The sequence below is a fragment of the Xanthomonas sp. NCPPB 2632 genome (assembly GCF_041228075.2).
Classification (GTDB): domain Bacteria; phylum Pseudomonadota; class Gammaproteobacteria; order Xanthomonadales; family Rhodanobacteraceae; genus Luteibacter.
In genome coordinates, this window is sequence record NZ_CM192979.1 from 2,155,846 (window position 1) to 2,179,290 (window position 23,445).

A 23,445-nucleotide genomic window follows, 5' to 3' on the forward strand; every position below is an offset into this window, starting at 1 on the left:
CCTTGATATGAGTCGGTGGATAACCTGACTACCGTACTTTGCTCAAGAGGTGCCGTCGTGCAGGGACGACGGCACCTCCAGTCTTTCAGCGGCCTGGATTCCTCATATCCGCATTCTTTCGTTGTAGGCACCCCCAAAGCCAGGCGCCGCTCTATTCCGCGCGCCCCTTACGCGCTTCCACAACCATGCTCACCGCCGCGTCGACCACGACCTGCGGGCGCTGCGAAGGAATCATATGACCCGTTGCGGGCACAAGGCGGTTTTCGCCGCGAGTAGATAGCTTTGCAATGCGCTCGTGCATGGCCCACCACGAATTGGTTAGCGCGTTCTGATCAGCCTTGGAAAGATCGGGATCCTTCTGGGTGTTCTCGGCCCTCAGCACGATGACCGGTAGATCACCCCAGTCATGTCGGCTCTTGGCAACCTGTTCGGAGCTGGCACCGTCGAATTGGGTCAACTCGGAAACAGCAGCCTTTTGGTAGGTGGCGGTCGACTGCGATGCGAGGTGCGCAGCATTCACCGAAGCGGGGAGGGACTTGCTCGGGCCATCGATGCAGTAGGGTCGCTGTGGCAGTTCGGGAGTCATCGTTCCGTCGATCACTGCCTGTGCGCAGGTCTTTTCACGTTTGCCTCGAACTCATTCTCGGATTTATCCTTCGCCGCGGATACCTTGGCGAAGTCCCGGTCCTGGTACTCGACGGCGGGGGCGACGAGGATGAGTCCAACGACATCTGCGCGATGTTGGTCCACGAAGAGCCTGGCACTCAGCCCGCCCAGCGAATGGGCAACCAGGATGTACGGGCCGCGGATGTCTGCGGCCTTGAGCGTACTCGCGAGGTCGTTGACGATCGCCTGGGCCGTGCGTGGCTGGGGGCCAGCGTCGCTGAAGCCGTAGCCCGCGCGATCTTAGCTGCACGCGCGCGTTTTCTCCGCCAACGGTGCCTGGACCTTGCGCCACGATGACGTGTTGGCTGTCCGCCCGCCCTCGAGGATCACCGTCGGCGAACCCGTGCCTATGCAATAAACGTTCATCCGCCGCCCACCCGCAAGGGCGACGAGCCTCTGCGGCTTGGCATAGACCTCGAGCGCTGAATCTGGCGCCGCCGTGGCTGGGGGCGTGGGCGCTGCCTCCCCTTGCGAAGGAAGCAAAAGGCCTGCGATGAAAGCGACGAATATCATCATGAAAAATCCCCCTGTCTGCGCTATGCAGTTAGATGAGATCGTAAGGAATCGTGTTCCTTGACACGCATGCCGAATGTCATGGCTCGCGCACGCGTTACCCCTTGCGGATGCCTCGCCAGGATCATCCAGCCGCGCATGCCGTTAGGTGAAAGCTATCCCAATAGGGACGTTTTGCCTGATTGAATCGGTAACGATCCGTGGCAGGTGGTCGTCGAAACAGCCGACCTCTCAGCGTAAGGTTGCGACCTTCCCGTGCTTTGATATCGCGCAGCCAGTTCCCGTTCGCTCAGTCTGATGTGCACGATGGACCGCCTGGCCGCCACTTTGGGCCTGTCGAAGATCATTCGCAGCAATAACGGAAAGAATTTCTGTAGCAAGGGCATGGTCGCATGGGCACACGAGCGCAGCGTATAGCTGCGCCTGATCGAGCCTGGCAAGCCGAACCACTCGACGGGTTGACTCCCGCTACTTACGCGAAACAGTTACCTTAATCTCGAATCAAGTCGGACCGCTACTGAAAGCGGGGTGCCTCGGCCAGGGCATCAACGTCCAGGAATTTGCCAAGGCGACATTGATCCTTCCTGGCTGTCAAAGGCCGCACGGGCTTCACGGACGGCATCAGCGTTTTCGACCACCCAGGTCCAGATGGGCGACATCCGGACCAGTAGCCCCATGCCCAAGAGTGTCAACTCGTATTCCACACGGGGCGGGACCTCACCATACTCATGCCGGCGGACCAAGCCATCGCGCTCCATGGCGCGCAAGGTCTTGGTCAGCATGCGCTGGGTCACTCCGGTCATCTGTCTCCTGATCGCCGCGTGGCGCATCCTGCCGTTCACGCCCAGGGCGTGGAGGATGCCTAATGCCCAGCGGCTGCCTGCGTGGGTAAGCACCTCCCGTCTGATGCCGTCCTCGTCGTCCCCCAGGGTCCGGCACACCGCCTCGGCGTCGTAGAGAGTTTGTTCATCGGTCATCTTTCTCTCCTGGGATCACGCGTGTGCCTTCTTACGAGGCGTCGCAAATCGTGAAAGCATTTGTGCATCTTAACAAGCACAGGTCTCCGTCATCCCGATGAGCGACATCAAATCCCTGCCTCCTCAATCCATCCTAGTCCTTGGCGCTGGTGAGCTTGGCTTCCCGGTGCTACGCAACCTCGCAGCGGTGGCCAAGCGGGCGCCCGGGTCCACTGTCAGCGTCCTTCTGCGAGCTTCGACCATCCACACCAGCGACCCTGGGAAAAAGTCGGAGATTGACGAACTCCAAGGGCTAGGCGTCCAGATGGTCGCCGCCGACCTCGTCAATGACACGGTTGATCAGCTCGCGACGGTTTTCTCCCGCTTTGACACCGTCGTCGGTTGCGCCGGCATGGTCGCGGGCCCGGAGACGCCCATGAAGCTCGCCACGGCTGCCCTTAAATCTGGGATAAAGCGCTATTTTCCGTGGCAGTTTGGCGTGGACTTCGAAGTCATTGGTCGGGACAGCCCGCAGGACCTGTTTGATGCCCAGCTCGATGTGCGCGAGCTGCTCCGCTCCCAGGACAAGACCGAGTGGGTGATCATCTCGACAGGCATGTTCACCAGCTTTTTGTTCGAGCCCGTGTTTGGGGTGGTTGACTTCGCGAATGACACGGTCAACGCCCTCGGTAGTCCTGAGACCAGCGTGACCCTCACCACGCCCGACGATATCGGCGTGCTAACGGCAGAAATTGTTTTCTTTGAGCCCCGGTTCCGGAACGAGATTGTCTACCTGTCGGGTGACACCCTGACTTACGGGGAGGTCGCGGGTATCTTGGAGCGTGTCCTGGGCCGTCCCTTCACGCAAAACGTCTGGACGTTGCCCCACCTGATGGACGAGCTGGCGAAGGATCCCACTCACCACATCAAGAAATATCGAGCCGTATTTGCTCAGGGAAGAGGGGTGGCCTGGCCGAAGGCGGGAACGTTCAACGCAACGCATTCCATCCCGGTGATCACAGCCGAAGCGTGGGCTCGTGAACATCTCGCGAGTAAGTGAGAAACGACACGCTGCCGGGTTCGGAAGAACTCGGTGGTCAGCCGTGCGGTCGCACCAGATACAGGATCGCTTATAGGTGATCGAGGTTGTCCTAATCCTGCGTATTGAGGCAGGCGAGGTAGTCGGTATATAGATCGGAAAGCGGGGCAGTCATGACCAAATTTCTACCGTTGGAATAATCTGCAAGAAGCGATTATGGATTTAACCTTCGCACGACTTTGCTCTTTGACTGTCCTTGCCGAACACTCATGTACAAGTTCAGGTTTCAAGAATGCTCTGAATGTGTTGCATCTGGTATTTACGATCGTCATGGCGGGATGTGGTATCGCCAGTTGGCGCATCTACTTCCGTTACCAGAAATTATTTGGACCGAATGTTTCGGCGTTCGCCATGATGCAGCGACTTCGCGAAGCTAAGAACCCTGATGGGACGTGGTTCTTGGTCGAATCGGTCGTCGGAATCGCCGCTGGATTGGGTTTATTCGTTCTCCTCTTTATTCGTTAAGGAAGAACGCATGGCAACTCAGTCAAGGTCATCGTGGTAACAGTCGAGAATGCCTCAACGGTAAAGATCCGGCGCGGCACGATCACTTGCTCAGCGAGACAGACGGAAAGCTGCGCAACACCATATCGACCACCCCCTGCAACTGCTCGCATGTAGCGCCGGCCGCGGCCTGTACAGCTATGCCATTCGACGTGGTCGTGACAAGCTTTGCCACCTGCTCAGGCAAAAGATCCGGCGGCAGATCGCCTTCATCCCTGGCTCGCTCGAAGCGAGCGCGCAGACGGACCTCAGCCGCGGCGAGGCGATCGATCAGCGACTGGCGAATCGGTAGCGCATCATCGCTGCATGCGAGTGCGCCATTGATCACCATGCAGCCACGTGGCGTGGCTTCTCCCGTCAAGGTATGCGCATTACCGCGCAACAGATGCTCCACCACGCCGCGCGCCGTGGGTTCCTCGAGCGCGGCGTCAAGCAGGGGATCGTGGATGACGCCGTACCGTTCGAGCGCGAGTCGGAAAAGGTTTTCCTTGTTGCCGAACACGGCGTACATGCTGGGCCGGTTCATGCCCATGGCTTCGGTCAACTCGGGTAGCGAGCTGCCTTCGTAGCCCTTCTGCCAGAACACCTTCATGGCGTTATCGAGGGCGGTATCCGCATCGAAGGTTCGCGGCCGTCCCGTTTTTCGAGTGGGATCTTTCATACCGATCGATAAAAAATGATTGACAGAAGAGGTTGAGCTCTAGATTATTACCGATCAGTAAGAAATTCAACTTCTAAGAATCCCATGAAAAATCATACCGATATGCCTCGTCCGGTGGGCGAGGCGCAGCCGTCCTCCGCTGTCCATCACTCCCCCTGGCCAGGCGTGAGTTCGATCGCGATCGGCGCGTTTGCGCTGGTGACGACGGAATTCCTCCCTGTCGGCCTGCTACCGGCCATCGCCGCCGAACTGGGCGTGACGGAAGGCGTGGCCGGCATGATGGTCACCGGGCCGGGCCTGGTCGCGGCACTGGCGGCTGTCCTGGTGACCGTGGGCATCGGCAAGACCGACCGACGCTACGTGCTGTGGGGTCTGACTGCCACGATGCTCGTGTCGAACCTGATTGTCGCGTTTTCTCATTCGTTCTCATGGGTGCTCGTCGGCCGCGCGCTGCTCGGCATCGGTGTGGGTGGGTTCTGGGCACTTGGACCGGCGCTGAGCACGCGACTCGCGCCGGGATCGGAGGCGAGGGCACTGTCGATCGTCTTCGCGGGTGTCTCCCTCGGAACGGTGGCAGGCGTTCCCGCGGGCGCGCTGCTTGGCGATCTCTTCGGGTGGCGTAGTGCCTTCGAGGCTGGCGGTGTGGTTGCCGTGCTGGTGCTGCTGACGCAAATGCGGTTGCTGCCCTCGCTACCGGCGAAGCAGAGCGTGACCTTCAACCACCTGCCTCAGCTACTGCGTGTGCCGAAAGCACGGCTGGGCATCTACATCACGGTGCTCGTTTTCACGGGCCAGTTCGCCGCGTACACGTACATCACGCCGTTCCTTGCCCAGGTAACCCTGCTCAACCCGAAGACCATCAGCACGCTGCTTCTGGTCTATGGCGCGGCTGGCCTGGCGGGCAACGTCATCGGCGGCAAGATCCTTTCCCGCAGCGTACAGGCGGGCCTGATAACCACCGGCGTTCTGCTGGGCGTGTCGATGCTGGGCCTGCCGTTACTGGGTTACGGCTTGCCTGGTGCGTCGCTGTCGATCGCGGTGTGGGGCGTGGCCTTCGGCATGATGCCGATGTCGGTACAGACCTGGATCTTCCAGGCGGCGCCGGATGCCATGGAAAGCGGTGGCGCCGTGTTTGTCTCGACCGTGCAGATTGCACTGGCCAGTGGCGCGCTCATCGGCGGCGTGGCCGTCGATCACCTGGGTGTGTCGAGCGCCATGGTGGTTGGCGGCGTACTGGCGCTGCTCATGGCGGCGACAGCGGCACGCTGGGCACACGACGGTACCCAGCCTGTGGGCAAGCTGCAGGCGACGCATTGACCAAACTGCGTCTACGCTTGCGTGCAATCCGCTCAAGTCACGCATCAGTGCATCGATTTCGGCCGGTGACGGGTGTAGAGTCAAATGCCAAGCGGACCGCCAGCACGGAAGGCGTTACCAGGAAAAGCCATGCAATACATTTATCTACTCGTCGCCATTGTCGGTGAGGTCATCGGGACGACGCTCCTGACGGCCTCGAATGGCATGTCGAAGCTCTGGCCCACCCTCGCCGCGCTGCTGGCGTACGGCGTCACGTTCTTCTTCCTCTCGTTGACCCTGAAGACCATGCCCGCCGGAGTTGCCTATGCGATCTGGTCCGGGGTCGGCATCGTCCTGATCGGGCTTATAAGTTGGGTTATCTACAGGCAGCATCTCGATGCGGCTGCGATCTGTGGCATGGCACTGATCCTGTCCGGCGTCCTCGTGATTCAGGTTTTCTCCAAGTCCTCGGGACACTGAAGCTTATCGATCGATCACTTGCTTACGGACGTCGCGAGCGTCGGTGGTTCACGGAGGAGGGGGCGGCTGGTCGCCCCCTCCTTTTTTTTCTGAAAGCACGCGTGGCGCGCGCACTGAGCCTCGCTTCAGAATTGGGCCGACACCGTCAGCACGGCGGTGCGAGGGGCGCCGATGTAATAGTAGCCGGGCGTGGAGTCGTCGCCGAGCGTTGCCAGGTAACGCTTGTCGGTGAAGTTGGTGACGGCGAGGCTGAAGTCCATCGATTTCAGCCAGGAACCCAAGGCGTGCTTTCCGGCAAGATCCCAGTGGTAGCCGACGTTTGCATCGAAGACGGTGTAGGGACTCATCTTCTCGCTGTTATCCAGGGTGCCGTACCGATCACCTACGTACTTGGCGGAAAGTCCGGCGTGAAAGTTATCGTTGTGATAAGTCAGGCCCACGCCGAGCATGCGTCCCGGCTGGCCCGTGACCTTGTTGCCCTTTTCTGTGCCGTTGATACTTTGCAGGTAGGTGGAATGGTTGAGCGTCGCCGATACGTAAAGATCGAGCGCCTTGGGGACGATGCTCCAGTTGAGCAGTCCTTCAATGCCCTTGGATTCGATGCCGCCGACGTTGATGTAGGTCCCCTCGGTGCCCACAGTGTAATTGATGCGGGTGTACTCGGACTCAGGCGTGATCTCGTTGATCTGATTGGCGAAGCGGACGTGGTAGAGGGCGATGCTGGCCTGCAACCTATCGGTCTGGTAGCGATAGCCGAGGTCGATGTTTGACGAGGTCTCCGGCTTCACCGAGCGGATGTCGGTGCCGTCGTCGGCCGCCTGTACGACACTGTCCGAGGGAGGTGCGTAGTTCTTGGTATAGCTGGCATAGACCTGCGAATGCGGATCGATGTGCCAGACGGCGCCGGCCGACGGCAGGATGTCGGAATTGAAATCCTTCTCGGCAAAACGGTTGCCAGCGATGAGGTCGTCGCCGGAGATGTTCACGAGGTACTTGCTCACGCCGAGGGACACGTCGATCGGACCCAGGGTCAGGTTGTCTTGAAGAAAGAGCTTGCGCGTATCCGTCTTCAGTTTGTCGTCGAACTGCAGGAAATAGGGCTTTCCCGCGTAATGCCATGAGGCCGCCGTATCGAGCACGGCGTACCACTTGCGTCCGGCCTGGCGGTCCTGGTCTTCCAGCCAGGTACCGGCATACAGATGGTTGCCGCCGATATCCCAATGGCCGTTCAACAGGAACCCGTATCGGTTGTTCTTGTAGGTGCTCGCACGGAAGCTGTTGATCGGGTTTGAACCGGCGGGATAGCAACTGGCGTCGTAGGGATTGGCGCAACCTTTGGGCTGGGCCAGGGCCGTGCCATCCGGGGAACGATAATACGCGTCCACGAAGTCGGCGCCCTCGGCGGGATACCGATTTACCAGCCCGCCGTCGGCATCGCTCGCGTAGAGCTGATAGGGAGGCATCCAACCGCCGTAGCCTTCCTGAAAATGGTAGTACGGATAGAAGCTGACATCTGCATCGTCATTGACCTGATAGTCGAACTTGACGCCCGCTAGCCCATTCTTGCGCTTGGTATTCCATGCATTGACGTATTGCTGATCGGTGTTGGGGTCTCCCGTCCAGCGGGTCGTCAAGAAATCGTAATTCGGATCGTCGTTAAACTGCGCCTTGGTGACGCTGTTGTAGTTGTTTTCGTAACTGTTGTCCCACGACACACGCGAAGTGATCGTCAGGCGATCGGTGGCGTATGTGACCAGCTTGGCGTCCACGTGGTCGCGGCTGGTATGCCCATTGTCCGCCTGGCCATGGCCGATCCAGCGGTCGTTATGCGTGGTGGAGTAGCTGATATAGCCATAGGTACTGCCGCCGAACAGAGCGCCCGTGTCATAGCGCGCGAACGTGCGCTTCGCGTTCCACTGACCGATCGACTCATCAACCCGTACGCCGGCCACCTTGGCGGGGTCGTTGGACACGTAACTCAGGGTGCCTCCCAGCGCCTGCAGGGACGGCGAGCCGATGTCGGCCGTGCCTTGCGACACGCTTGCCGCGCCCAGATTCTCGCTGTCCAGGAAGCGGTTCGGCTTCGAGCCACCGCCATAGCCGGCGGATCCGTTCGGCAGGCCGTCGATGGTGAAGCCCAACTGGTCCTGGGTAAAACCTCGCAACGTGATACCCGTGGAGTAGTCGTCGCTGTCGAACACGCCGCCCTGGGTAATGTTTACGCCAGGTGCCATGTTGACCGCGTCGGTGACGCTGCTGAGCGGTGGCTCGAACTTCAGGACATCCTTCGGGATCTGGGTGTTGGTGAAACCTACGGCCTTGCCCGTGACCTGGACGGCGTCCAACTGGCTGGCCTTCGGTCCTTCGTGGTCGTTCGCCGGCTTCGCCGGGGTGGCATCGCCGTGATCTTCCTGCGACACCTGGGGTGTGACGTCGCTGCTCGACGGCTCGGTAGCCATGGCGAGCGTCGGCGTGGTCGTGGCGAGCAAAAGGAGACCGATGTGTCCTCGATGGATGAATTTCATGCGTGAGGCCTTTGGTATGTCTAAACGACCGGTGCGATCGGCCTGAAACAAGTGATGGACGGGCGGCGGCCGCTCGGACGAGGGGCCGCGGCGCGAACTATGACGGCCCGATGTGTCAATTCGTGGACATTGGGCAAGTTGGGTAGTCAAGCGAGGCCGCAGCGTCATGGGCATGCGCATGGCGTGGACTCGCCCCGTGAAAAGTGCCTTGCGGATCTGTCGTGCTCCAGGCCAGCGGACACATCCGTCCGCCATGCGGCCGGCTCGGTCCACACCGGGCGGTCAAGAGGTTTTTGGAACGTCGGGTCTGCCGACAGATCGATGCGGCACGCGCCGCGTTCGACGAGCGTGTCGCCGAAGAGGTCCTATCAAGGGAGCAGGCAGACGCGGCCGCCGCCATCGAGCGTGAGGCGAGGGCGGAAGAGGGTGACTTCGCTTTTGACCGTTACGTGGAAGCGAATCCGCACGGCCAGCGCACCGGACCGAGGAAATCCACGAGCCCCCGACCGGCATCCTCGCCCAACTCGAGGTGGATGTCGTGCGCATCGAGGGGCCCGTGCATACCGATGAGGTCATAGTTCACATCCGCGACGCATGGGGTGCCAAGCGCGCTGGCAGCCGCATTCAGGAAGCGGTGGAAAAAACTAGTGATGTGGCGGTACGCCAGAACTACGTGATGCAGGATGGGTGTGCCGCTCACCCTGCCCGGTGTAGCGATGGACGACGGCACCGCTTGTTTTTCAGCGGCCTGGAGCCCTTATATCCGCATGTAGCTGAGCCTCAATGGCATCCTTGTCAATGACGGACCAGACCTCACGGATCCTTCCGCTCTCGAAGGCGTAGATGACGTTCTCCGCGAAGGCGACGCGCTTCCCATGGATGGGTAGGCCAAGAAAGTCGCCGACGGGCGTGCAGTCAAATGCCAGTCGGACTGCCAGCATGGGAGGCTCAGCGACGCGCAATTCGGGCACGAGATGAAGACGGTATCATTGGCCGGATACCCTTGCTGTGAACCGGGCTGTTTCCGTCTTCGTGGCAACAAGCCGCGTTGGTTTTCTCCAAGTCCTCGGGACACTGACGGTTATCGATCGATTACTTGCTTACGGATGTCGCGTTGGCCGGTGTGTCGTAGCGTCGGCCGTCGAAGGGAGAGAGACCGAAGCGTTTACCGCCCGCGCCGTGATGCCCACCGCCGGCGCCCAGCTGTAGTCATGGATATGCTCGACGACAATGTCCGTAAAGCCGCACGATGTCAGCTCATCTACCCAGGCGCCTGCTGTTTGCTCCCAGTTCGACGGTGTGGAAGCACTGAGCTGCCCCAACAGCATCGGCCCGAGAAAACCGGCGGCTACAAGGGCGGCGTCTTCTCCGCATTCCTGGGCTGCCTGCTCGTAGCGGCGCGCCAGTGATCGGTAGAGTTCTTCACTCCGTGCCTCATGCACGGGAAGGTCGAACTCGACAACCACCAACACGTCGACGTGGGTCGCCAGACGCCGCAGCGCGTCTTTGCGGACGTCCGGGGAAACCGACTGCAGGGCAAACGTGGACTGCGCCATGTCCCACCGGTCATCGTCTGAAAGGTCTTCCGCGAATGCTTCAAATCCCACCGCATGCGTCGCGTGCAGCTCAAGGCGTTGGGAAAGGCTGCGGAGTAGATCAGCATTGGGTTCTACGACATCAATGACTTTCAGTGCATTGGTCGTCTGTGCGAGGGCAGGGATGAGTGCCAGCCCGTCGCCGACCCCGATATCCAGGAGGGAGACGGGGCCGTGGCGATCGTAGGCCCCGGCGAGGAAGCAACTCACCGCTTTGTACAGCGCAACATTGCCGCCGCTTCGAATAAATGCTTCAAATGCCTTGGCGTGGTCGTATGCGCCCGTAGGCGCGTCCGACCCTATGAGAGCCAGCAGGGCATGGGCCATGCGCAGCCCGTGCGCGGCCTTGAGCAATGTGGAAGCGTCGGTGTGGCGACCAAGGGCAAGTGCCTGGAGAGCTGCCCCCAATGTTTCTTTGCTTGACATGGCCGAGTGGTCTTTTACGGTGCACAAGCGGGCCATCATTACGGGCCGGGGCCGGCAGATCAAGCCGCAGGCGACTGAGCTGGACATCACGACCGGAGTGCCGCAATGCCATCAACCACCACCCCAATCAGCGAGACAACGCCGACGACGAAAAACACCAAGACAATCCAGTCGTCCAGTTCTCTGTACGCTCCGTCCCGTGCAAGATGCTTGGTTTGTGCATGCTGTAAGCGCGACACTGGTAAACGTGATCACCGTCACAAATTTTACGACGCGTGCATGGCTATGAGTCTGTACGGTGCCTCGACTGAGCTTGTAAGGGCAAATGCCTGCTCAAGGCAAAGTACCTGCAGGCGGCAAAACCTGCTTGATGCACGAGTAATCGTTAGTACGTACATGCTGACGCCTGAAGTCATTGTAGGAAAACTCCTACGACTTCGCCGCCGAACATTCGCTATGTCAAAGCCTGTACCCTTCGCGCACCTTTCAAGCGTAAGGATGCGGCCATGCTGAATCGGCATGAGTTTAGGAATAGGCTTTTCGCTAAAGCTATTGCCTTGGTTGTGGTGATCGGCGTCGCGATGGCCCCATGGCAGAGCGCAATAGCGCAGACGGGGCGGAACGGCCAAGCCAGTAGTGTTGCCGCGGCTTCTGCCAAGCAAAACGTTGCGCAACAGGTAGAAGCTCCTGCACCTGACGTTACCGGCGTCTGGTACGGGAACCTGAAGTCCCCGTACGATTCCGTCGCGGACGCCTGGACGGAGGAAGTCACCCTCTCCCAGGACGCCAGCGGTAATGTCACCGGCACGCGCCTGACCGTTCCCGGCGGAAGTGGCCAGAAGTGGTTCAAGACCTCGGTCTCCGGCACCGTGTCCGGCAACACCATGACGATTGCCGATCAGGCCATCCTTGAGCAGGGCGACCCGAGCAGTTCGCCCTGCCTCATCACTCTGACGATGACGCTCTCGGCAGACGGCTCCGCCTTCGCCGGCCCATGGACCTCACCGACCTGTCAGGGCGGAAGCATGACCATCAGCCACTATGGCGGCCAGGCGGCCGCCGCACTTGGCAGTGGCGCTCCCTGCGATGGCGGCATGGGCAGCATGAAGAACGGGCCGGGCAGCGGCGGCGGTGCGTCGGGCAACGCGGACGGCTCGTCCTGCGCCGAAAAGCTCGGCGCTGCACACGTGGGTGATCCGATCGATGCGTCGACGGGTAATTTCTTCCTGCAGGAAGACGACTTCGATGGCGGCGACTACCTGACGTTCCGCCGTTTCTACAACAGCAGCCAGGCCATGGTGCCCGCTCACATGGGGTTCCACTGGCGTCATTCCTTCGACCGCTCGCTCGTCATCAACGGGTCCCCGGCCACATCGGTGACCGCGCTGCGCCCGGACGGCAAGCAGGAGACCTTCCGGCCAAGCGGTGACGGTTGGATTGGCACGACGCCGGGCGACCGCTTTGCCGTGGTCAAGGACGCTGCCGGCAACGTGACCGGTTACACTTTCTTCGTGGGTGGTGTGCGCCAGACCGAGATCTACGACACGCGGGGCACACTCTTGTCGGTAACGGGCCAGGACGGGCAGGGCATCACGCTGGCCTACACGACATCTTCGACTCCTACCGTCTCCGGCGTGCTGCTGACCTCGGTCACAGACTCGAAGGGAAGGACGATCACCTTTGCTTACGATTCCCACTATCGCCTGCGCTCTCTGAAATTCCCGGACGGGACGACGGCAAGCTTCGACTACAACGATTCGTATGCACGCATGTACGCTGCCTATGGTAGCCAGAATATCAAGTATTACGGTTACAACGAGAAGGGGAGCGTCGGCGATGGTGCACCTGTTAACCTTCTCACCAGCATCTATGACGTTATTGGCAATTACGAAAGTGTGACCTACGACAGCCAGGGCCGCGCGACGAGCTCGTCGTTTACGGGCAACGTCGGCGCGACGAAAGTTACCTACCACGATGGCGCTGCACCGACCATCACCTACCCGCTGGGCAATACGGTGACACTTGGCGTGTCGACGGTCGCGGGCGTCGGTCGGGTCACGGACCTCGATACGCCCTGTGGGCCGGACTGCGGCCAGCGCTGGAAGTCGCGCACCTACGACAGCCTTGGATTCCCGGCGTCGATGACCGATTTCCGGGGCAACACGACCCAGATGACCTATGACGCCAACGGGCTGCTGGTCCACACCAGTGAGGCCGTCGGCACGGATGCCCAGCGCAACACCAGCACGACCTGGGACACGACGTTGCGCCTGCCGCTGACGCGTGCCGTCTCCAATGCCAAGGGCAATGTGGTGGTCAAGAATGCCTGGGCCTACAACGCCCGGGGTCAGGTCACCGCCGAGTGCGTGATTGACCCGTCCGTGACCGCGAACTACACCTGTGGCAGTCAGGCCCACGCCCCGAAAGGCATTCGCCAGATACTCCACACGTGGTGTGATGCGGTGAATACGACCACCTGCCCGCTAGTCGGCCTTGCGTTGACCATCGACGGACCACGTACGGACATCACCGATGTGCGCCGCTTCGCCTATTACATGACCACCGACGAGAGCGGCTGCACCGTCTACGGCGGTCCGTGTCACAAGATGGGCGATGTCTCGACCATCACGGACGAGGCAGGCCACGTCACGACGTATGTGACCTACAACGGCGGCGGGAGGCCAACCCGCATCAAGGACGCCAATGGCGTCATCGCTGACCTTGCCTATAACGCGGGTGGACAGCTGGCGTCGAGAATCGTGCGGGCCAATGCGGATGGAACCTCGTCATCGGGCGATGCAACGATCACGTTGAGCTATGGCTATCGCCGGCTGCTCCAGCAGGTCACCGACCCCGACGGGGTCACGCTGAACCTCCAGTACGACCTCGCCAACCGCCTGACGAACGTATCGCGGGCGGACCGCAGTTTCATCCGTTACACACTCGATGCAGCGGGGAACCCCACCAAGGAAGAAACCTTCGATTCGTCGAGCACGCTACGCCGGTCCATATCGCGGGCCTACAACGCGCTGGGCCAGCTGGTCTCGGTGACGGGCGGCCTCGGTCACGTGGTCTTCGATGCGACGGCGACGGGCAGTTACGACGCCGATGGCAACTTCGTGGGCGCCAAGGACGCACGGGGTACGGCTACCCGGAACAGCTACGACGGGCTCAATCGTCTGGTCAGTTCCGTCGGTGATTTCAACGGGACTTCCACCTCTACGGCCAATACGCAGCTGGCGACCGCTTTCGATGCCCTGGACAACGTGACCGGCATCAGTGATCCGGCGGCCTTCAACACCCTCTACGACCGTAATGGCTTCGGCGACCTGCTCGGCGTCAATAGTCCCGACACGGGCGCGACTGCGTTTACGGTCGATGCGGCGGGCAATCGCCTGACGAAGACAGACGCAAAGGGCGTGGTCACCACCTACACCCATGACGCGCTCGGTCGCGCGACGTCGGCATCGTTTACGGACACATCTCTTAATGTCGCCTACCACTACGACGAAGCCAATTCGGTCACGGGGTGCACGGCCTCCTCGCCTATCGGGCGCTTGACGCGCATGGTCGAAACGGGGGTGACAACGTCGTATTGCTATGACGGCCGGGGCAACGTGACCGACAAGCGCCAGACGCAGGGTACGGTGACGGACGCCATCCACTACGTCTACACCAAGGCTGACCGCATTCAGAGCGAGACCCGCCCCGGTGGTGCCGTCGTGGCCTATGGACGGGACAGTCTGGGGCAGGTCACCGGCGTGACCTATACGCCGGCGCCCGGCGGGTCCACACTGACGGTCGCCTCCAGCATCAAGTGGCTGCCGTTCGGTCCCGTGCAGCAGTACGTTCTCGGCAACAACCAGTCCGTGGTCCGGACCTATGACGCCAACTACCGGGTCACGGACGTTGTGTCGCCAGCGCTCGAGCTGCATTTTGTCCTCGATGCCGTCGGCAATGTCACCGGTGTCTCCGAGTTGGGTGGAGGTACCGCGAGTTATGTGTACGACGCGCTGAATCGCCTTACCACCGTCAAGGACGGCTCGGGCAAGGTCATCGAGGCGTACACCTATAACCAGACCGGCGACCGTTTGAGCAAAACGGCGCCAGGGTCTTACACTGGGGCTTACAAGTACAAGGCCGGCACGCACTGGCTCACTAACATGGGAACGGCGTCGCGCACCTACGACGCCAACGGAAGCACGACGGGGAACGTGTCTGCCGGCACGACGACCACCTACGTTTACAACGGCCGGGGCCGAATGACGAGCGTCCAGGTTGCCGGCACTACCACAGGAACGTATCTCTACAACGCCCTCGAGGAGCGCGTCGCCAAGACGGCAGGCGCCACCACGACACGCTTTGTTTACGACAATGGCAGTCGTTTGATGGCCGAGGCATCGGGGTCGACGCAGCGCGATTACGTATCGGTTGGTGGGGTTCCGCTGGCCGTCGTTGACACTGGGCCGGTCACGTCCGTTGGCTTCGTAACCGCCGACGGTCTGGGAACGCCTAGGGCGGTCTCGTCGGGAACTAGTGTGGTCATCTGGAACCTCCCTTATTCACTAAATCCTTTTAGCGAGAACAGAGCGAACTCCAGCACCGGGTACGTTTTGAATCTACGCCTGCCAGGCCAGTACGCAGATGGCGAGGCAGGCATGAAGTACAACCTCAACCGTACGTTTGATGCGGCCATCGGCCGGTACCTCCAGAGTGATCCGATTGGGCTTGCAGGTGGCGCCTCGACCTACAGTTACACCCATAGTAATCCGCTGACGGGAACGGATCCGACGGGGCTGGACACTGTTCTCCTAGTCAACACCAGAACTGTTGAACTTATGTCCGGATATTATGGTGGACATGCTGCCGTAGCTGTCGGTGACGATAACCATGGATGGACTTTCTACCAGGAGAGCGGGGTTGAAAATGGGGTTCAGATGACGACGACGTTGCGATTTGCGACACTCCAGGACCTCGAGGGCTCATTGACCTCCTACACCAATCGCATTGGTGCCCCCATGACCATTTCGCAAGCGTATAACGAGCAACAGGGCTATAGGACACAACCTCTCCAAGACATCCTCATGAATACTTGGGCACGGGATCACATCAATGATTCCTATAGCGCAACTAGGAACAACTGTGGCGACTATGCTGCTAACGTTCTTCGCGCGGGAGGGCTTCACCCTACTGCAAATGCAGTCGGGCCCACCATCCCTGTCGACATGCGAATCTCCAATAATAATGATCCCGGAAGGTTCAACCCACGCGCGAACTGAGGAGTAGGTCGTTGAAATCGATATCCAGACAGCAATCCGTTTTCATCATCGCCGCTTTGGCTGTAGTCCACTTCGTGTTGAGCTTTGTTGTGGTGATGAGCCATTTAGCTTGCGAGACACGCACGAACTGCGCAGGTGCCTGGAGCAGTGCTTTTGGCGAAATTCTCGGGCTTCCCCTCGGTATTGTGTCTCACCTGGTAAAGTGGCTTGGTCACGAGCCCAATGATTTGGTACAGCATGTCCCCGGCGGATTCTTTGTCCTTCTCATAGTGAACTCAATTCTTGCGGCGCTGATAACCTGGTCTATTTTCGCCAAAATCCTACGTCTTCGTGCTAGGGATCGCGGCTGTTTACACAACGTGCGCTAGGGAGCACGTCACATGGTCACCTTTCTCACTAAACGATTGCTAACGTTTTTTAAGATTAGCTTTTGTCGACCCCCCGTTAGTTAGTGCCAACCATAACCCAAGGTCGCCGGATCATTTTGCTGCCTGAATTCTGCGGGCGTCAGCCCGCCTAAGCTGTCGTGCGGTATCTCGCGGTTGTAGTCGGCTAGCCAAAGCTCTGCCTGCTCGCGTACTTCGGTCAGGTTCCGAAACACGTGCATGTCGAGGACACCACGCCGGAAGCTGCCGTTGAAGCGCTCGATGAAGCCGTTCTGCATCGGCCTTCCCGGCTCGATGAAGTCGAGCTTGATGCCTTTGCGTTCTGCCCATTCCGCGAGCGCCAGGGCGACAAATTCCGGGCCGTTGTCCAGACGAAGCTTTGATGGATATCCGCGCCATGCAGCGACACGCTCGAGCGTGCGAATCACACGCGACGCAGGCAAATTCAAATCGATTTCCACGGCGAGTGCCTCGCGACTGAAGTCATCAATGACATTAAAGGTGCGGAAGCGGCGGCCGTCCCACAGCGCGTCGGACATGAAGTCGATGGACCAGCTTCCGTTGATCGCCTCGCCGGCCACCAGTGGTAGCGGGTGACGCGTCGGGACACGCTTCTTGCCGCGTCGGCGGCGATTCAACTGCATTTGGCAATACACGCGCCACACCCTCTTGTGGTTCCACGGCAGACCGCGCCGGCGGATGATCTGAAATAGCTTGTCGAAGCCGCGCTCGGGGAATCGCTCAGCCAGCTCCGCTAATAGCCCGATGACGGGCTCGTCGCGATCAGGGCGAGCCTTGTAGCGCAGCGTAGATCGCGAGAAGCCTAGTGCCTCACAGGCCCGGCGCTCGCTCCATCCGTGCTGCTCGACCAGCCAGGTGATGAGCGGGCGCATATGCGCCGGGTCTACAGCTTTTTTGCGATGAGATCCTTAAGCCCGTGGTTCTCCATCGCCAGATCCGCATACATGCGCTTGAGCTTGTTGTGCTCCGCTTCCAGGTCACGCAGGCGATGAACGTCCGACGCCTCCATGCCACCGTACTTCGATTTCCAGGTGTAGTAGGTCGCCTCGGAAATGCCGAGATCCCGGCACATGTCCTTGACCTGCCTGCCGCCTTCGACCTGCTTCAGCGTCGCAACGATCTGGCTCTCGGTGAATTTGCTCTTGCGCATCGTGGGTCTCCTTGGGGATATTTTGCCCGGAGACCTCGGTTTATGTCTGGAGTAAGTTTACGGGGAGTCGACACGCCCTCGGTCTGAATGGCCGCTACGCCTCACTCAACGGCTTGGTCATTGTTGTGTCCACGCCGACGAAGGATGGATATGCGGCACATGGCGACAACGAAACTTACCGTGGCAGACAGGGTGGCTTCCTGGACCGCGGCAAGATCGCGCGTCCTTGGCGTATCACTCCTGCACAAACGTCGTAACACTCTGCGGTTCGACATAAAACGAAGCCTGCCCGCCACTCAGAACGTACTTGCCACCATACCCCACGTTGACGCTCGACGACGTCGAATACTTGACGAAATCACCATTCCTGTCGTCTTTAACGTCGATTTTCAACTGGCGTTGATGCGTTCCCGTGTTTACCGCGATCAACACGATCTTTCCATCCGTCGACTTGTAGGCGCTGGTAACGATGTCGGCATAGGGTTGAGCGGTAGCACCAATGCGTACGGCACCGGGACGAACGAAGCGAGCATACTGGGCCATCACATAGCCGCGCTTGCTGACCACGCCATTCTCACCAATCAAACCGTAGCTTCTCCGTATGTACCACCAGATATAACCGCTGTAATTGGACAGCATGCTTTCGTGTAACTCGGTGGCCACATCCAGCGCGTCCGGCCAGGCGTTACCGTCGATATTGTCGACGTAATGCTCGGTCATCCAGAGCTGTTTTCCCTTGCTTCGCGCAAGCGGATACTCTTTCGGATGCGTACCGTACAAATGCCCGCCAATGATGGAAACATAGCGACCCGCCGTCGCGCTGTTGAGTAGCGGGTCGGTGATCGTGGTGTTGAAACCCAACGATTCACCAGCCACCAGCTTCAGTTTGCTGAAGTTGGAACCCTGATCATTGAGGAAGTTGACGAAGTCATCGCCGTTCCAGTCGGCCGATTCATAATCGGGGTGCCAGTCCGGCTCGTTCTGCAGTGAGATGGCGTAAAGCGGTGCTCCCTGCGAGGACATGTAGTTCGAAAAATCCAACAAGTGCTTCGTATAGGCTGCATAGTATTGCTTCAGCAGCTTTCCCCCGTTACCGAGACTGTTGTTCGACTTCATGTAGGCCGGTGGAGACCAGGGCGTGGCCAGCAGCTTCGCACCAAGCGCGTGAGCACGCATGGCGGATGGAACCTGCTGATTCCAGTCAGCGTTGGATGGTGCGATACGCATGCGCATGATCGACAGCCCAATCTGGCCAGCACCGCTGCCGTAAGCCAGGTCGACCTGCGCCGGACTGAGATCCGATATCCATCCCGCCCCGTTCATGCCGCCGAACCCGTCGATGGTCTGGTAGGTCTGGCTCGGTTCGATGGTGACGTTCTGGGCCCGGACGGGTGCGATGGAAAGCATGGCAGCGGCTATGGCCGCTAGCGTACCCGCCAGTTTGGGTAGCGTCATATTCATCTCCGTTGGCGTGTTGCACGCTTAAAAATAGGGTTCGGCGTGAAGCTACACGGTCGCCATGACGTGTACAACCGCGTTTCTCGCATTGTGCGACGCGTGACTCAGATGGATCGTGTTCTTCCAAACGTTGTTGGCCGTGCACAGGCGTCAACGCGTGATTTCGCAATATCTCGCTACCTCTCCCCTTGCGTGAGGTGGTTTGGCGAGAGTTTGGCTATGCTCCTGCCACGTAGAAGCAGCCAAGGGGACGCATTGGACGGCGAGTTTCCGGGTCATCCGGCAAGCCGCTTCCATGTGGGTAACTTCCATGAAGCGATCACGTATTCATCCGCTCGACTTCAAATCGTTAACCGGACAAGAAGCGCAAGTTCTCGCTTCGATGTGTGGGTTTGGCGACTCGCCGGCTGCCAGCGTCGTCGATGACGTCTTGGAGAGCCTGTCGAAAAAGGATCTGGTTGCCGGCTGCGGCTACGGCGTGTGGATACCTACGCAACTCGGCATAACGATCGCTCGACAAGCGAAGGTACATCCCGGGACGGGCGATTGGCCTGAGTTCTTGCGATTCATGTCGGGTCGTCGTCCATCCGTGGTTTGAACCGGGGGCTGCCAATCCCATTCCCCGCAGGATCATTCGCTGGTCGCCAGACCACGACTATTCATGCCCGTGCGATACGCCCCCCGGCAACCTTGACTCACGGCTATCGCGAAGACGCCTCGATAACCTGAGCAGATTCAGTCGAGCCCACTCCTGTTTGTGGTGTGACCGGTCCCCGGTGCCAGGTTCCCTGGCGTCGCTGCCACCAAAAATTGAAAGATTGAATATCGCCAATGGGCGAGTAAAGAATCGTTGCGAAACGGCCATGGAAGAAACGAGGGGGACGAGTGCATGGAGCCGTATCGAATTCTTGCCAGACCAAGTCCTACCGTGCTCGAAGTGAGTTGGAGTGAGCCGAGCCTAGGGGTCGCCGTCCTCCGGTATTCGCACGCCTTCGCACTGATAGAGACGCCGGAAGTGGAGCGGCTAGGTGTCGGGACCCTGGTGAGCGCAACGCTCGCCGCTCGCGGGCGAATGATCGCGACGATCCTGCCTGGCTCACGGCCGATTCGGGTGACGGTCGAGGCCGTTGGCATGACCCGCGCGGAGGCTGACGAGCTGATCCGTATCTTGCAACGCTGCGGCCAGTCGCTGCATTGCGCCAGCGGTAAGAGCTGACAGGCGGACGAATAGCCTGATGGGAGTGAAGCACCTACAAACAACGCTGCCCCGCACTCGCAGGGCACAGAAATCGCTATACCGTCCGGAAAACAAGGCATTGAGTGCGAGTTTTCGGCAAATCAGGGTCGGAACCGGCCTCTCCCAGTCCGAATTCGGGCGCCTTCTCGGGCGCAATCAATCCTTCGTCTCGGCGGTCGAGACCGGCGCGATCCGACTGGATGCCTTGCAGATTCGTGACTGGTGCGATGCCGCTGACGTCGGCATGTCTGCATGGCTGCAATTGTTTGAGACCTTGCTTTTTCGACAGGCCGGAGACGAGTGATCAATGGAGTGAAGGCATCTGCCTCCCGATGAAAAGACAACGCCCGCATGTGCGGGCGTTGCTCCAAGCAGTCCCTATCGAGGGGGCGTCTTAGTTCGCAAACCCCGGATCAAAGATAGGCAAGCTATCCCGTTCCGTAAGCACTACCGGTTTCTGGAAGTTGTAACTCGCGTGCAACGTCAGGTCAGCCGACGAAGCCCCGACGGTGATGTCGTAACGCCCCGCATCCACCCTCCACCGCGCATTCCGGCTCACGTAATACGCAAAGGCACGCTGCGGAAGATGAACCACGTAATGCTGCGTGGCACCCGCCTTGATCACCTTCTTGTCGAAACCCTTCAGTTCGCGCACCGGCCGATCGACCGAAGGATTCGTGGCGCCTACGTACACCTGCGCCGCCTCGGCGCCGTCCACCTTGCCGGTGTTCGTTACATCGAAGGCCACATCGACGGAAGGCTGCCCGTCGACGTAACCGTCGGAAACGCTCAGGTTGCCGTACTTGAAGGTGGTATACGACAGGCCGAAGCCGAACGGATACGACGGTTCGACACCGATCCGGTCGTAGCCGCGGTAGCCGAAGTAGGGGCCTTCGTCATACCCGAGTTCATAGGTGCCCGCCACCTCGTGGTGGTTGATGGGCATGGGAAAGTTCTCGGCGGCGATGTTGTCGGCCACGTCCTTGTCGATCGTCAAGGGCAGCTTGCCGGACGGATTGATGGTGCCCAGCAGGATATCGGCGAGCGCCGTGCCGCCGTTCTGGCCCGGATACCACGCAAAGAGCAGGGAGGCCACCTTCGACTTGAACGGCCGGAGGTCCACGGCGGAGCTGGAATAGATGACCGCGGTGGTTTTCGCGTTCACGTCGGCGACGTTGGCGATGAGATCGCCCTGGAAGTCCGGCAGGGCGAACTCATGGTCGATGCCTTCGCCCTCATACTCGCTGCCGAGACCTGCCGACACGATGACGGCGTCGTAATCCTTCAGCGAAGCATCGGGGGTCAACGACGCAAAAGAGAAGTGCGCGCCCTTGATGCCGCCCAGGAACGAGACCCAGGTCGACTCGTTGGTGTAAGTGACGGTGATGTCGTAGCGATGGCCGGCTTCCAGTCGCACCTTGGCCGAAGCGGGCACCGGGAAGCCGATGGCGCCCGAGCCCGTGGCCAGCGTGCTGTTGGTGCGCACCACCAGCTTGCCGTCGATCACCACCTGCATCTGGCCATTGCCATGGACCTTGAACACGTAGTCGCCGGTGACCGTCGGTGTCAGGTGGTTTGTCCATACCGCCGAGCCGCAGCTGCCGGTGCCCGTGGCGCACGCCGGTTCGTCGCTTGCCGCCCAGTCGAAGTCGATATGGCTATCCGTGCGCATGACTTCGGGACTGCCCTGCCAGTTGGGCGTGGCGAAGTAATAACTCTGCCACGGCTCGTCCAGTGCGGCGGTCGCCGGATCGAGGGAGTTCGTCGTGATGTAATCGATCTTCGTGCCCGCGGGAAGCGCCGCCTTGAGACCGGCCAACTCGGACACGTAATGCGCATACGGCGCCCAGCCGCTGCCGACGGGGCGGGCCGGAGGGCCATCGACAAAGCTGCCGAGCACGGCGACGGATCGAACGGTGGTGCCAAGGGGCAAGTTCCCCTGCCTGTTCTTCAGGAGCACCATGCCGTCTGCCGCCGCCTGCGTGGCAAGCGCTTCGCCCTCCGGGCGGGGTGCCACGGTGCGTGTGGCGGGAGAGCCGACGTTCGGGCCCATCTTGTAATAGAGCAGCTGGCGGATGACCTCGGTCACTCGCTGGTCGAGGTCCGCTTCGGTAAGGGTGCCGGCGTCGATCGCCGCACGGATGGCGCTCTCCGTGTAGGCGGCGCCGCCTGACGAGTCGATGGCGATGCCCGCCTTCATGGCCTTGCCCACGTCGTGGATGGCGCCCCAGTCGGACTGCAGGAAGCCGTCGAAACCCCATTTACCGACGATGAGGTCGTGATCGATGGCGCCGTTTTCGCAGCTGTAGATGCCGTTGACCGACGTGAAGCCGCACATGATGGCGCTGGGTCGCGCGAGCTTGACCACGGCTTCGAACGGCAACAAGTACATCTCGTGCAACGTACGCTCGTCGATCGTCTCGTTGATATTGGTGCGGTTGGATTCCTGGTCGTTGGCGACGATGTGTTTCAGTTCCGCCATGACGCCTGCGGATTGCTGGCCCTGTACGTAGGACGTGCCCAGCACCGCGCCCAGGATCGGGTCTTCGCCGCTGAGGTATTCGGCCTCGCGCCCACCGTAGGGCGTGCGATACATGTTGAGCCCCGGGCCGTTGACCAGCTGGACGCCGCCCATCTTCGCGTCGAGCGCGAGCTGCCGTCCGCGTTCGGCCGCCATGGCGGGATCCCAGGTCGCGGCGAGCGAGGCGGCCGACGGGTAGACGATGGAGGGTGTCGCTGTCGCGGCGACGGCGTCGGTACCTTCCGCCGTCGTAAGGGCCGGGAGGTTGAATTGGGGTTGTGCGCCGAAATGGTCGCTGCCGAGGTAGGCCACTTTCTGGGCAAAGCTGAGGTTTGCCACCATGCGGCGGGCGAGCTGGTTGGCCTGTTGCTCTTCCGCGTCCGTCATGCGGTAGATGGACGTGCCTTCCGGTGCCTGCCAGGGGTCTTGCGGCACCTTCGCCTGCCTGGTGGCCTTGGCGAACGGATGCGTTGACGATGCGTGGGTCTTGAACGCCATCCGGCCCTGGAGGAGGGCGGCATCCTGGGCGGAGGCGCTCGTGCAGGTGAGGAGCACGGCGAGGGCGAGCGCGCTGAGCGGCAGGCGGCACGAGTGGGCGCGTGCCACAGGGGAGGGGAGTAAACGCATGGGGATTCTCGTTGGATGGGTCTGGCTTGGGCTGGCATGGCTTGC

At 60.5% G+C, this 23,445-nt stretch carries 20 protein-coding genes; 10 read left to right on the top strand and 10 right to left on the bottom strand.

Annotation, left to right across the window (positions count from 1 at the left end; genetic code table 11):
- Nucleotides 1-151: 151 nt before the first annotated feature.
- The 3 genes from AB8808_RS09660 to AB8808_RS09670 form a co-directional block, all read right to left on the bottom strand.
- Nucleotides 152-586 (bottom strand): hypothetical protein, encoded by a 435-nt coding sequence (locus AB8808_RS09660; protein ID WP_369928860.1) that lies wholly within the window; start codon nucleotides 584-586, stop codon nucleotides 152-154.
- A gap of 11 nt (nucleotides 587-597) precedes the next feature.
- A complete protein-coding gene (locus tag AB8808_RS09665) occupies nucleotides 598-849 on the bottom strand; it encodes a serine aminopeptidase domain-containing protein (RefSeq protein ID WP_506193270.1) in 252 nt (83 codons plus the stop codon).
- Between the two features lie 875 nt (nucleotides 850-1,724).
- The gene (locus tag AB8808_RS09670; RefSeq protein WP_369928862.1) at nucleotides 1,725-2,156 is read right to left on the bottom strand and encodes a winged helix-turn-helix transcriptional regulator; all 432 of its coding nucleotides are present in this window, start codon (nucleotides 2,154-2,156) and stop codon (nucleotides 1,725-1,727) included.
- Nucleotides 2,157-2,253: 97 nt separating this feature from the next.
- Between AB8808_RS09670 and AB8808_RS09675 the strand changes: the two genes are divergently transcribed.
- A complete protein-coding gene (locus AB8808_RS09675; RefSeq protein WP_369928864.1) occupies nucleotides 2,254-3,195 on the top strand; it encodes an aromatic alcohol reductase in 942 nt (313 codons plus the stop codon).
- A gap of 195 nt (nucleotides 3,196-3,390) precedes the next feature.
- On the top strand, nucleotides 3,391-3,699 hold the full coding sequence (locus tag AB8808_RS09680; protein ID WP_369928866.1) for a hypothetical protein: 309 nt from the start codon (nucleotides 3,391-3,393) through the stop codon (nucleotides 3,697-3,699).
- Between the two features lie 82 nt (nucleotides 3,700-3,781).
- Here AB8808_RS09680 and AB8808_RS09685 read toward each other — a convergent pair whose 3' ends face one another.
- Complete coding sequence (locus tag AB8808_RS09685; protein WP_369928868.1) at nucleotides 3,782-4,330, bottom strand: TetR/AcrR family transcriptional regulator; 549 nt, start codon at nucleotides 4,328-4,330, stop codon at nucleotides 3,782-3,784.
- A gap of 153 nt (nucleotides 4,331-4,483) precedes the next feature.
- On the opposite strand from AB8808_RS09685, the gene AB8808_RS09690 reads away from it, so the two are divergent.
- On the top strand, nucleotides 4,484-5,716 hold the full coding sequence (locus AB8808_RS09690; RefSeq protein WP_369928870.1) for an MFS transporter: 1,233 nt from the start codon (nucleotides 4,484-4,486) through the stop codon (nucleotides 5,714-5,716).
- Between the two features lie 129 nt (nucleotides 5,717-5,845).
- A complete protein-coding gene (locus AB8808_RS09695) occupies nucleotides 5,846-6,175 on the top strand; it encodes an SMR family transporter (RefSeq protein WP_369928872.1) in 330 nt (109 codons plus the stop codon).
- Nucleotides 6,176-6,300: 125 nt separating this feature from the next.
- On the opposite strand, the gene AB8808_RS09700 is transcribed toward AB8808_RS09695, so the two are convergent.
- The gene (locus AB8808_RS09700; RefSeq protein WP_369928873.1) at nucleotides 6,301-8,874 is read right to left on the bottom strand and encodes a TonB-dependent receptor domain-containing protein; all 2,574 of its coding nucleotides are present in this window, start codon (nucleotides 8,872-8,874) and stop codon (nucleotides 6,301-6,303) included.
- Between the two features lie 364 nt (nucleotides 8,875-9,238).
- Here AB8808_RS09700 and AB8808_RS09705 point away from each other — a divergent pair, with 364 nt between their 5' ends.
- A complete protein-coding gene (locus tag AB8808_RS09705; protein ID WP_506193260.1) occupies nucleotides 9,239-9,502 on the top strand; it encodes a DUF3320 domain-containing protein in 264 nt (87 codons plus the stop codon).
- Here AB8808_RS09705 and AB8808_RS09710 read toward each other — a convergent pair.
- Both AB8808_RS09710 and AB8808_RS09715 read right to left on the bottom strand, forming a co-directional pair.
- On the bottom strand, nucleotides 9,441-9,641 hold the full coding sequence (locus AB8808_RS09710; protein ID WP_506193261.1) for an ester cyclase: 201 nt from the start codon (nucleotides 9,639-9,641) through the stop codon (nucleotides 9,441-9,443). The genes AB8808_RS09705 and AB8808_RS09710 overlap by 62 nt on opposite strands.
- Nucleotides 9,642-9,800: 159 nt before the next feature.
- Entirely contained in the window at nucleotides 9,801-10,721 is a 921-nt protein-coding gene (locus AB8808_RS09715) for a class I SAM-dependent methyltransferase (protein ID WP_369928876.1), read from the bottom strand.
- A 506-nt stretch (nucleotides 10,722-11,227) separates the two neighbouring features.
- Between AB8808_RS09715 and AB8808_RS09720 the strand changes: the two genes are divergently transcribed.
- Both AB8808_RS09720 and AB8808_RS09725 read left to right on the top strand, forming a co-directional pair.
- Nucleotides 11,228-16,000 carry an RHS repeat-associated core domain-containing protein gene (locus tag AB8808_RS09720; RefSeq protein WP_369928878.1) on the top strand — a complete coding sequence of 1,591 codons (4,773 nt, stop codon included), beginning with the start codon at nucleotides 11,228-11,230 and terminating at the stop codon, nucleotides 15,998-16,000.
- Nucleotides 16,001-16,011: 11 nt separating this feature from the next.
- Nucleotides 16,012-16,368 (top strand): hypothetical protein, encoded by a 357-nt coding sequence (locus AB8808_RS09725; RefSeq protein WP_369928880.1) that lies wholly within the window; start codon nucleotides 16,012-16,014, stop codon nucleotides 16,366-16,368.
- A gap of 80 nt (nucleotides 16,369-16,448) precedes the next feature.
- Here AB8808_RS09725 and AB8808_RS09730 read toward each other — a convergent pair.
- Nucleotides 16,449-17,557 (bottom strand): IS3 family transposase gene (locus AB8808_RS09730; RefSeq protein ID WP_369928456.1). Its coding sequence is split into 2 segments (ribosomal slippage): nucleotides 16,449-17,296 and nucleotides 17,296-17,557, totalling 1,110 coding nucleotides; the frame shifts between segments, so codons are not numbered across the junction.
- 234 nt (nucleotides 17,558-17,791) lie between these two features.
- The gene (locus tag AB8808_RS09735) at nucleotides 17,792-19,018 is read right to left on the bottom strand and encodes a glycoside hydrolase family 30 protein (RefSeq protein WP_369928882.1); all 1,227 of its coding nucleotides are present in this window, start codon (nucleotides 19,016-19,018) and stop codon (nucleotides 17,792-17,794) included.
- A 307-nt stretch (nucleotides 19,019-19,325) separates the two neighbouring features.
- Between AB8808_RS09735 and AB8808_RS09740 the strand changes: the two genes are divergently transcribed.
- From AB8808_RS09740 to AB8808_RS09750, 3 genes are all read left to right on the top strand, one after another.
- Complete coding sequence (locus AB8808_RS09740) at nucleotides 19,326-19,613, top strand: hypothetical protein (RefSeq protein WP_369928884.1); 288 nt, start codon at nucleotides 19,326-19,328, stop codon at nucleotides 19,611-19,613.
- 444 nt (nucleotides 19,614-20,057) lie between these two features.
- Nucleotides 20,058-20,231 carry a hypothetical protein gene (locus AB8808_RS09745; RefSeq protein WP_369928886.1) on the top strand — a complete coding sequence of 58 codons (174 nt, stop codon included), beginning with the start codon at nucleotides 20,058-20,060 and terminating at the stop codon, nucleotides 20,229-20,231.
- 19 nt (nucleotides 20,232-20,250) lie between these two features.
- Complete coding sequence (locus tag AB8808_RS09750; RefSeq protein ID WP_369928888.1) at nucleotides 20,251-20,556, top strand: helix-turn-helix domain-containing protein; 306 nt, start codon at nucleotides 20,251-20,253, stop codon at nucleotides 20,554-20,556.
- A gap of 90 nt (nucleotides 20,557-20,646) precedes the next feature.
- On the opposite strand, the gene AB8808_RS09755 is transcribed toward AB8808_RS09750, so the two are convergent.
- On the bottom strand, nucleotides 20,647-23,400 hold the full coding sequence (locus tag AB8808_RS09755; protein WP_369928889.1) for a glycoside hydrolase family 3 C-terminal domain-containing protein: 2,754 nt from the start codon (nucleotides 23,398-23,400) through the stop codon (nucleotides 20,647-20,649).
- Nucleotides 23,401-23,445 lie beyond the last annotated feature (45 nt).

Coding starts and splice junctions, on each gene's coding strand:
- AB8808_RS09680 (WP_369928866.1), top strand. CDS start 3,391: ATGGATTTAACCTTCGCACGACTTTGCTCTTTGACTGTCCTTGCCGAA.
- AB8808_RS09700 (WP_369928873.1), bottom strand. CDS start 8,874: ATGCCCATGACGCTGCGGCCTCGCTTGACTACCCAACTTGCCCAATGT.
- AB8808_RS09755 (WP_369928889.1), bottom strand. CDS start 23,400: ATGCGTTTACTCCCCTCCCCTGTGGCACGCGCCCACTCGTGCCGCCTG.
- AB8808_RS09670 (WP_369928862.1), bottom strand. CDS start 2,156: ATGACCGATGAACAAACTCTCTACGACGCCGAGGCGGTGTGCCGGACC.
- AB8808_RS09675 (WP_369928864.1), top strand. CDS start 2,254: ATGAGCGACATCAAATCCCTGCCTCCTCAATCCATCCTAGTCCTTGGC.
- AB8808_RS09660 (WP_369928860.1), bottom strand. CDS start 586: ATGACTCCCGAACTGCCACAGCGACCCTACTGCATCGATGGCCCGAGC.
- AB8808_RS09710 (WP_506193261.1), bottom strand. CDS start 9,641: ATGCTGGCAGTCCGACTGGCATTTGACTGCACGCCCGTCGGCGACTTT.
- AB8808_RS09720 (WP_369928878.1), top strand. CDS start 11,228: ATGCTGAATCGGCATGAGTTTAGGAATAGGCTTTTCGCTAAAGCTATT.
- AB8808_RS09715 (WP_369928876.1), bottom strand. CDS start 10,721: ATGTCAAGCAAAGAAACATTGGGGGCAGCTCTCCAGGCACTTGCCCTT.
- AB8808_RS09740 (WP_369928884.1), top strand. CDS start 19,326: ATGAAGCGATCACGTATTCATCCGCTCGACTTCAAATCGTTAACCGGA.
- AB8808_RS09695 (WP_369928872.1), top strand. CDS start 5,846: ATGCAATACATTTATCTACTCGTCGCCATTGTCGGTGAGGTCATCGGG.
- AB8808_RS09735 (WP_369928882.1), bottom strand. CDS start 19,018: ATGAATATGACGCTACCCAAACTGGCGGGTACGCTAGCGGCCATAGCC.
- AB8808_RS09685 (WP_369928868.1), bottom strand. CDS start 4,330: ATGAAGGTGTTCTGGCAGAAGGGCTACGAAGGCAGCTCGCTACCCGAG.
- AB8808_RS09690 (WP_369928870.1), top strand. CDS start 4,484: ATGAAAAATCATACCGATATGCCTCGTCCGGTGGGCGAGGCGCAGCCG.
- AB8808_RS09750 (WP_369928888.1), top strand. CDS start 20,251: ATGGGAGTGAAGCACCTACAAACAACGCTGCCCCGCACTCGCAGGGCA.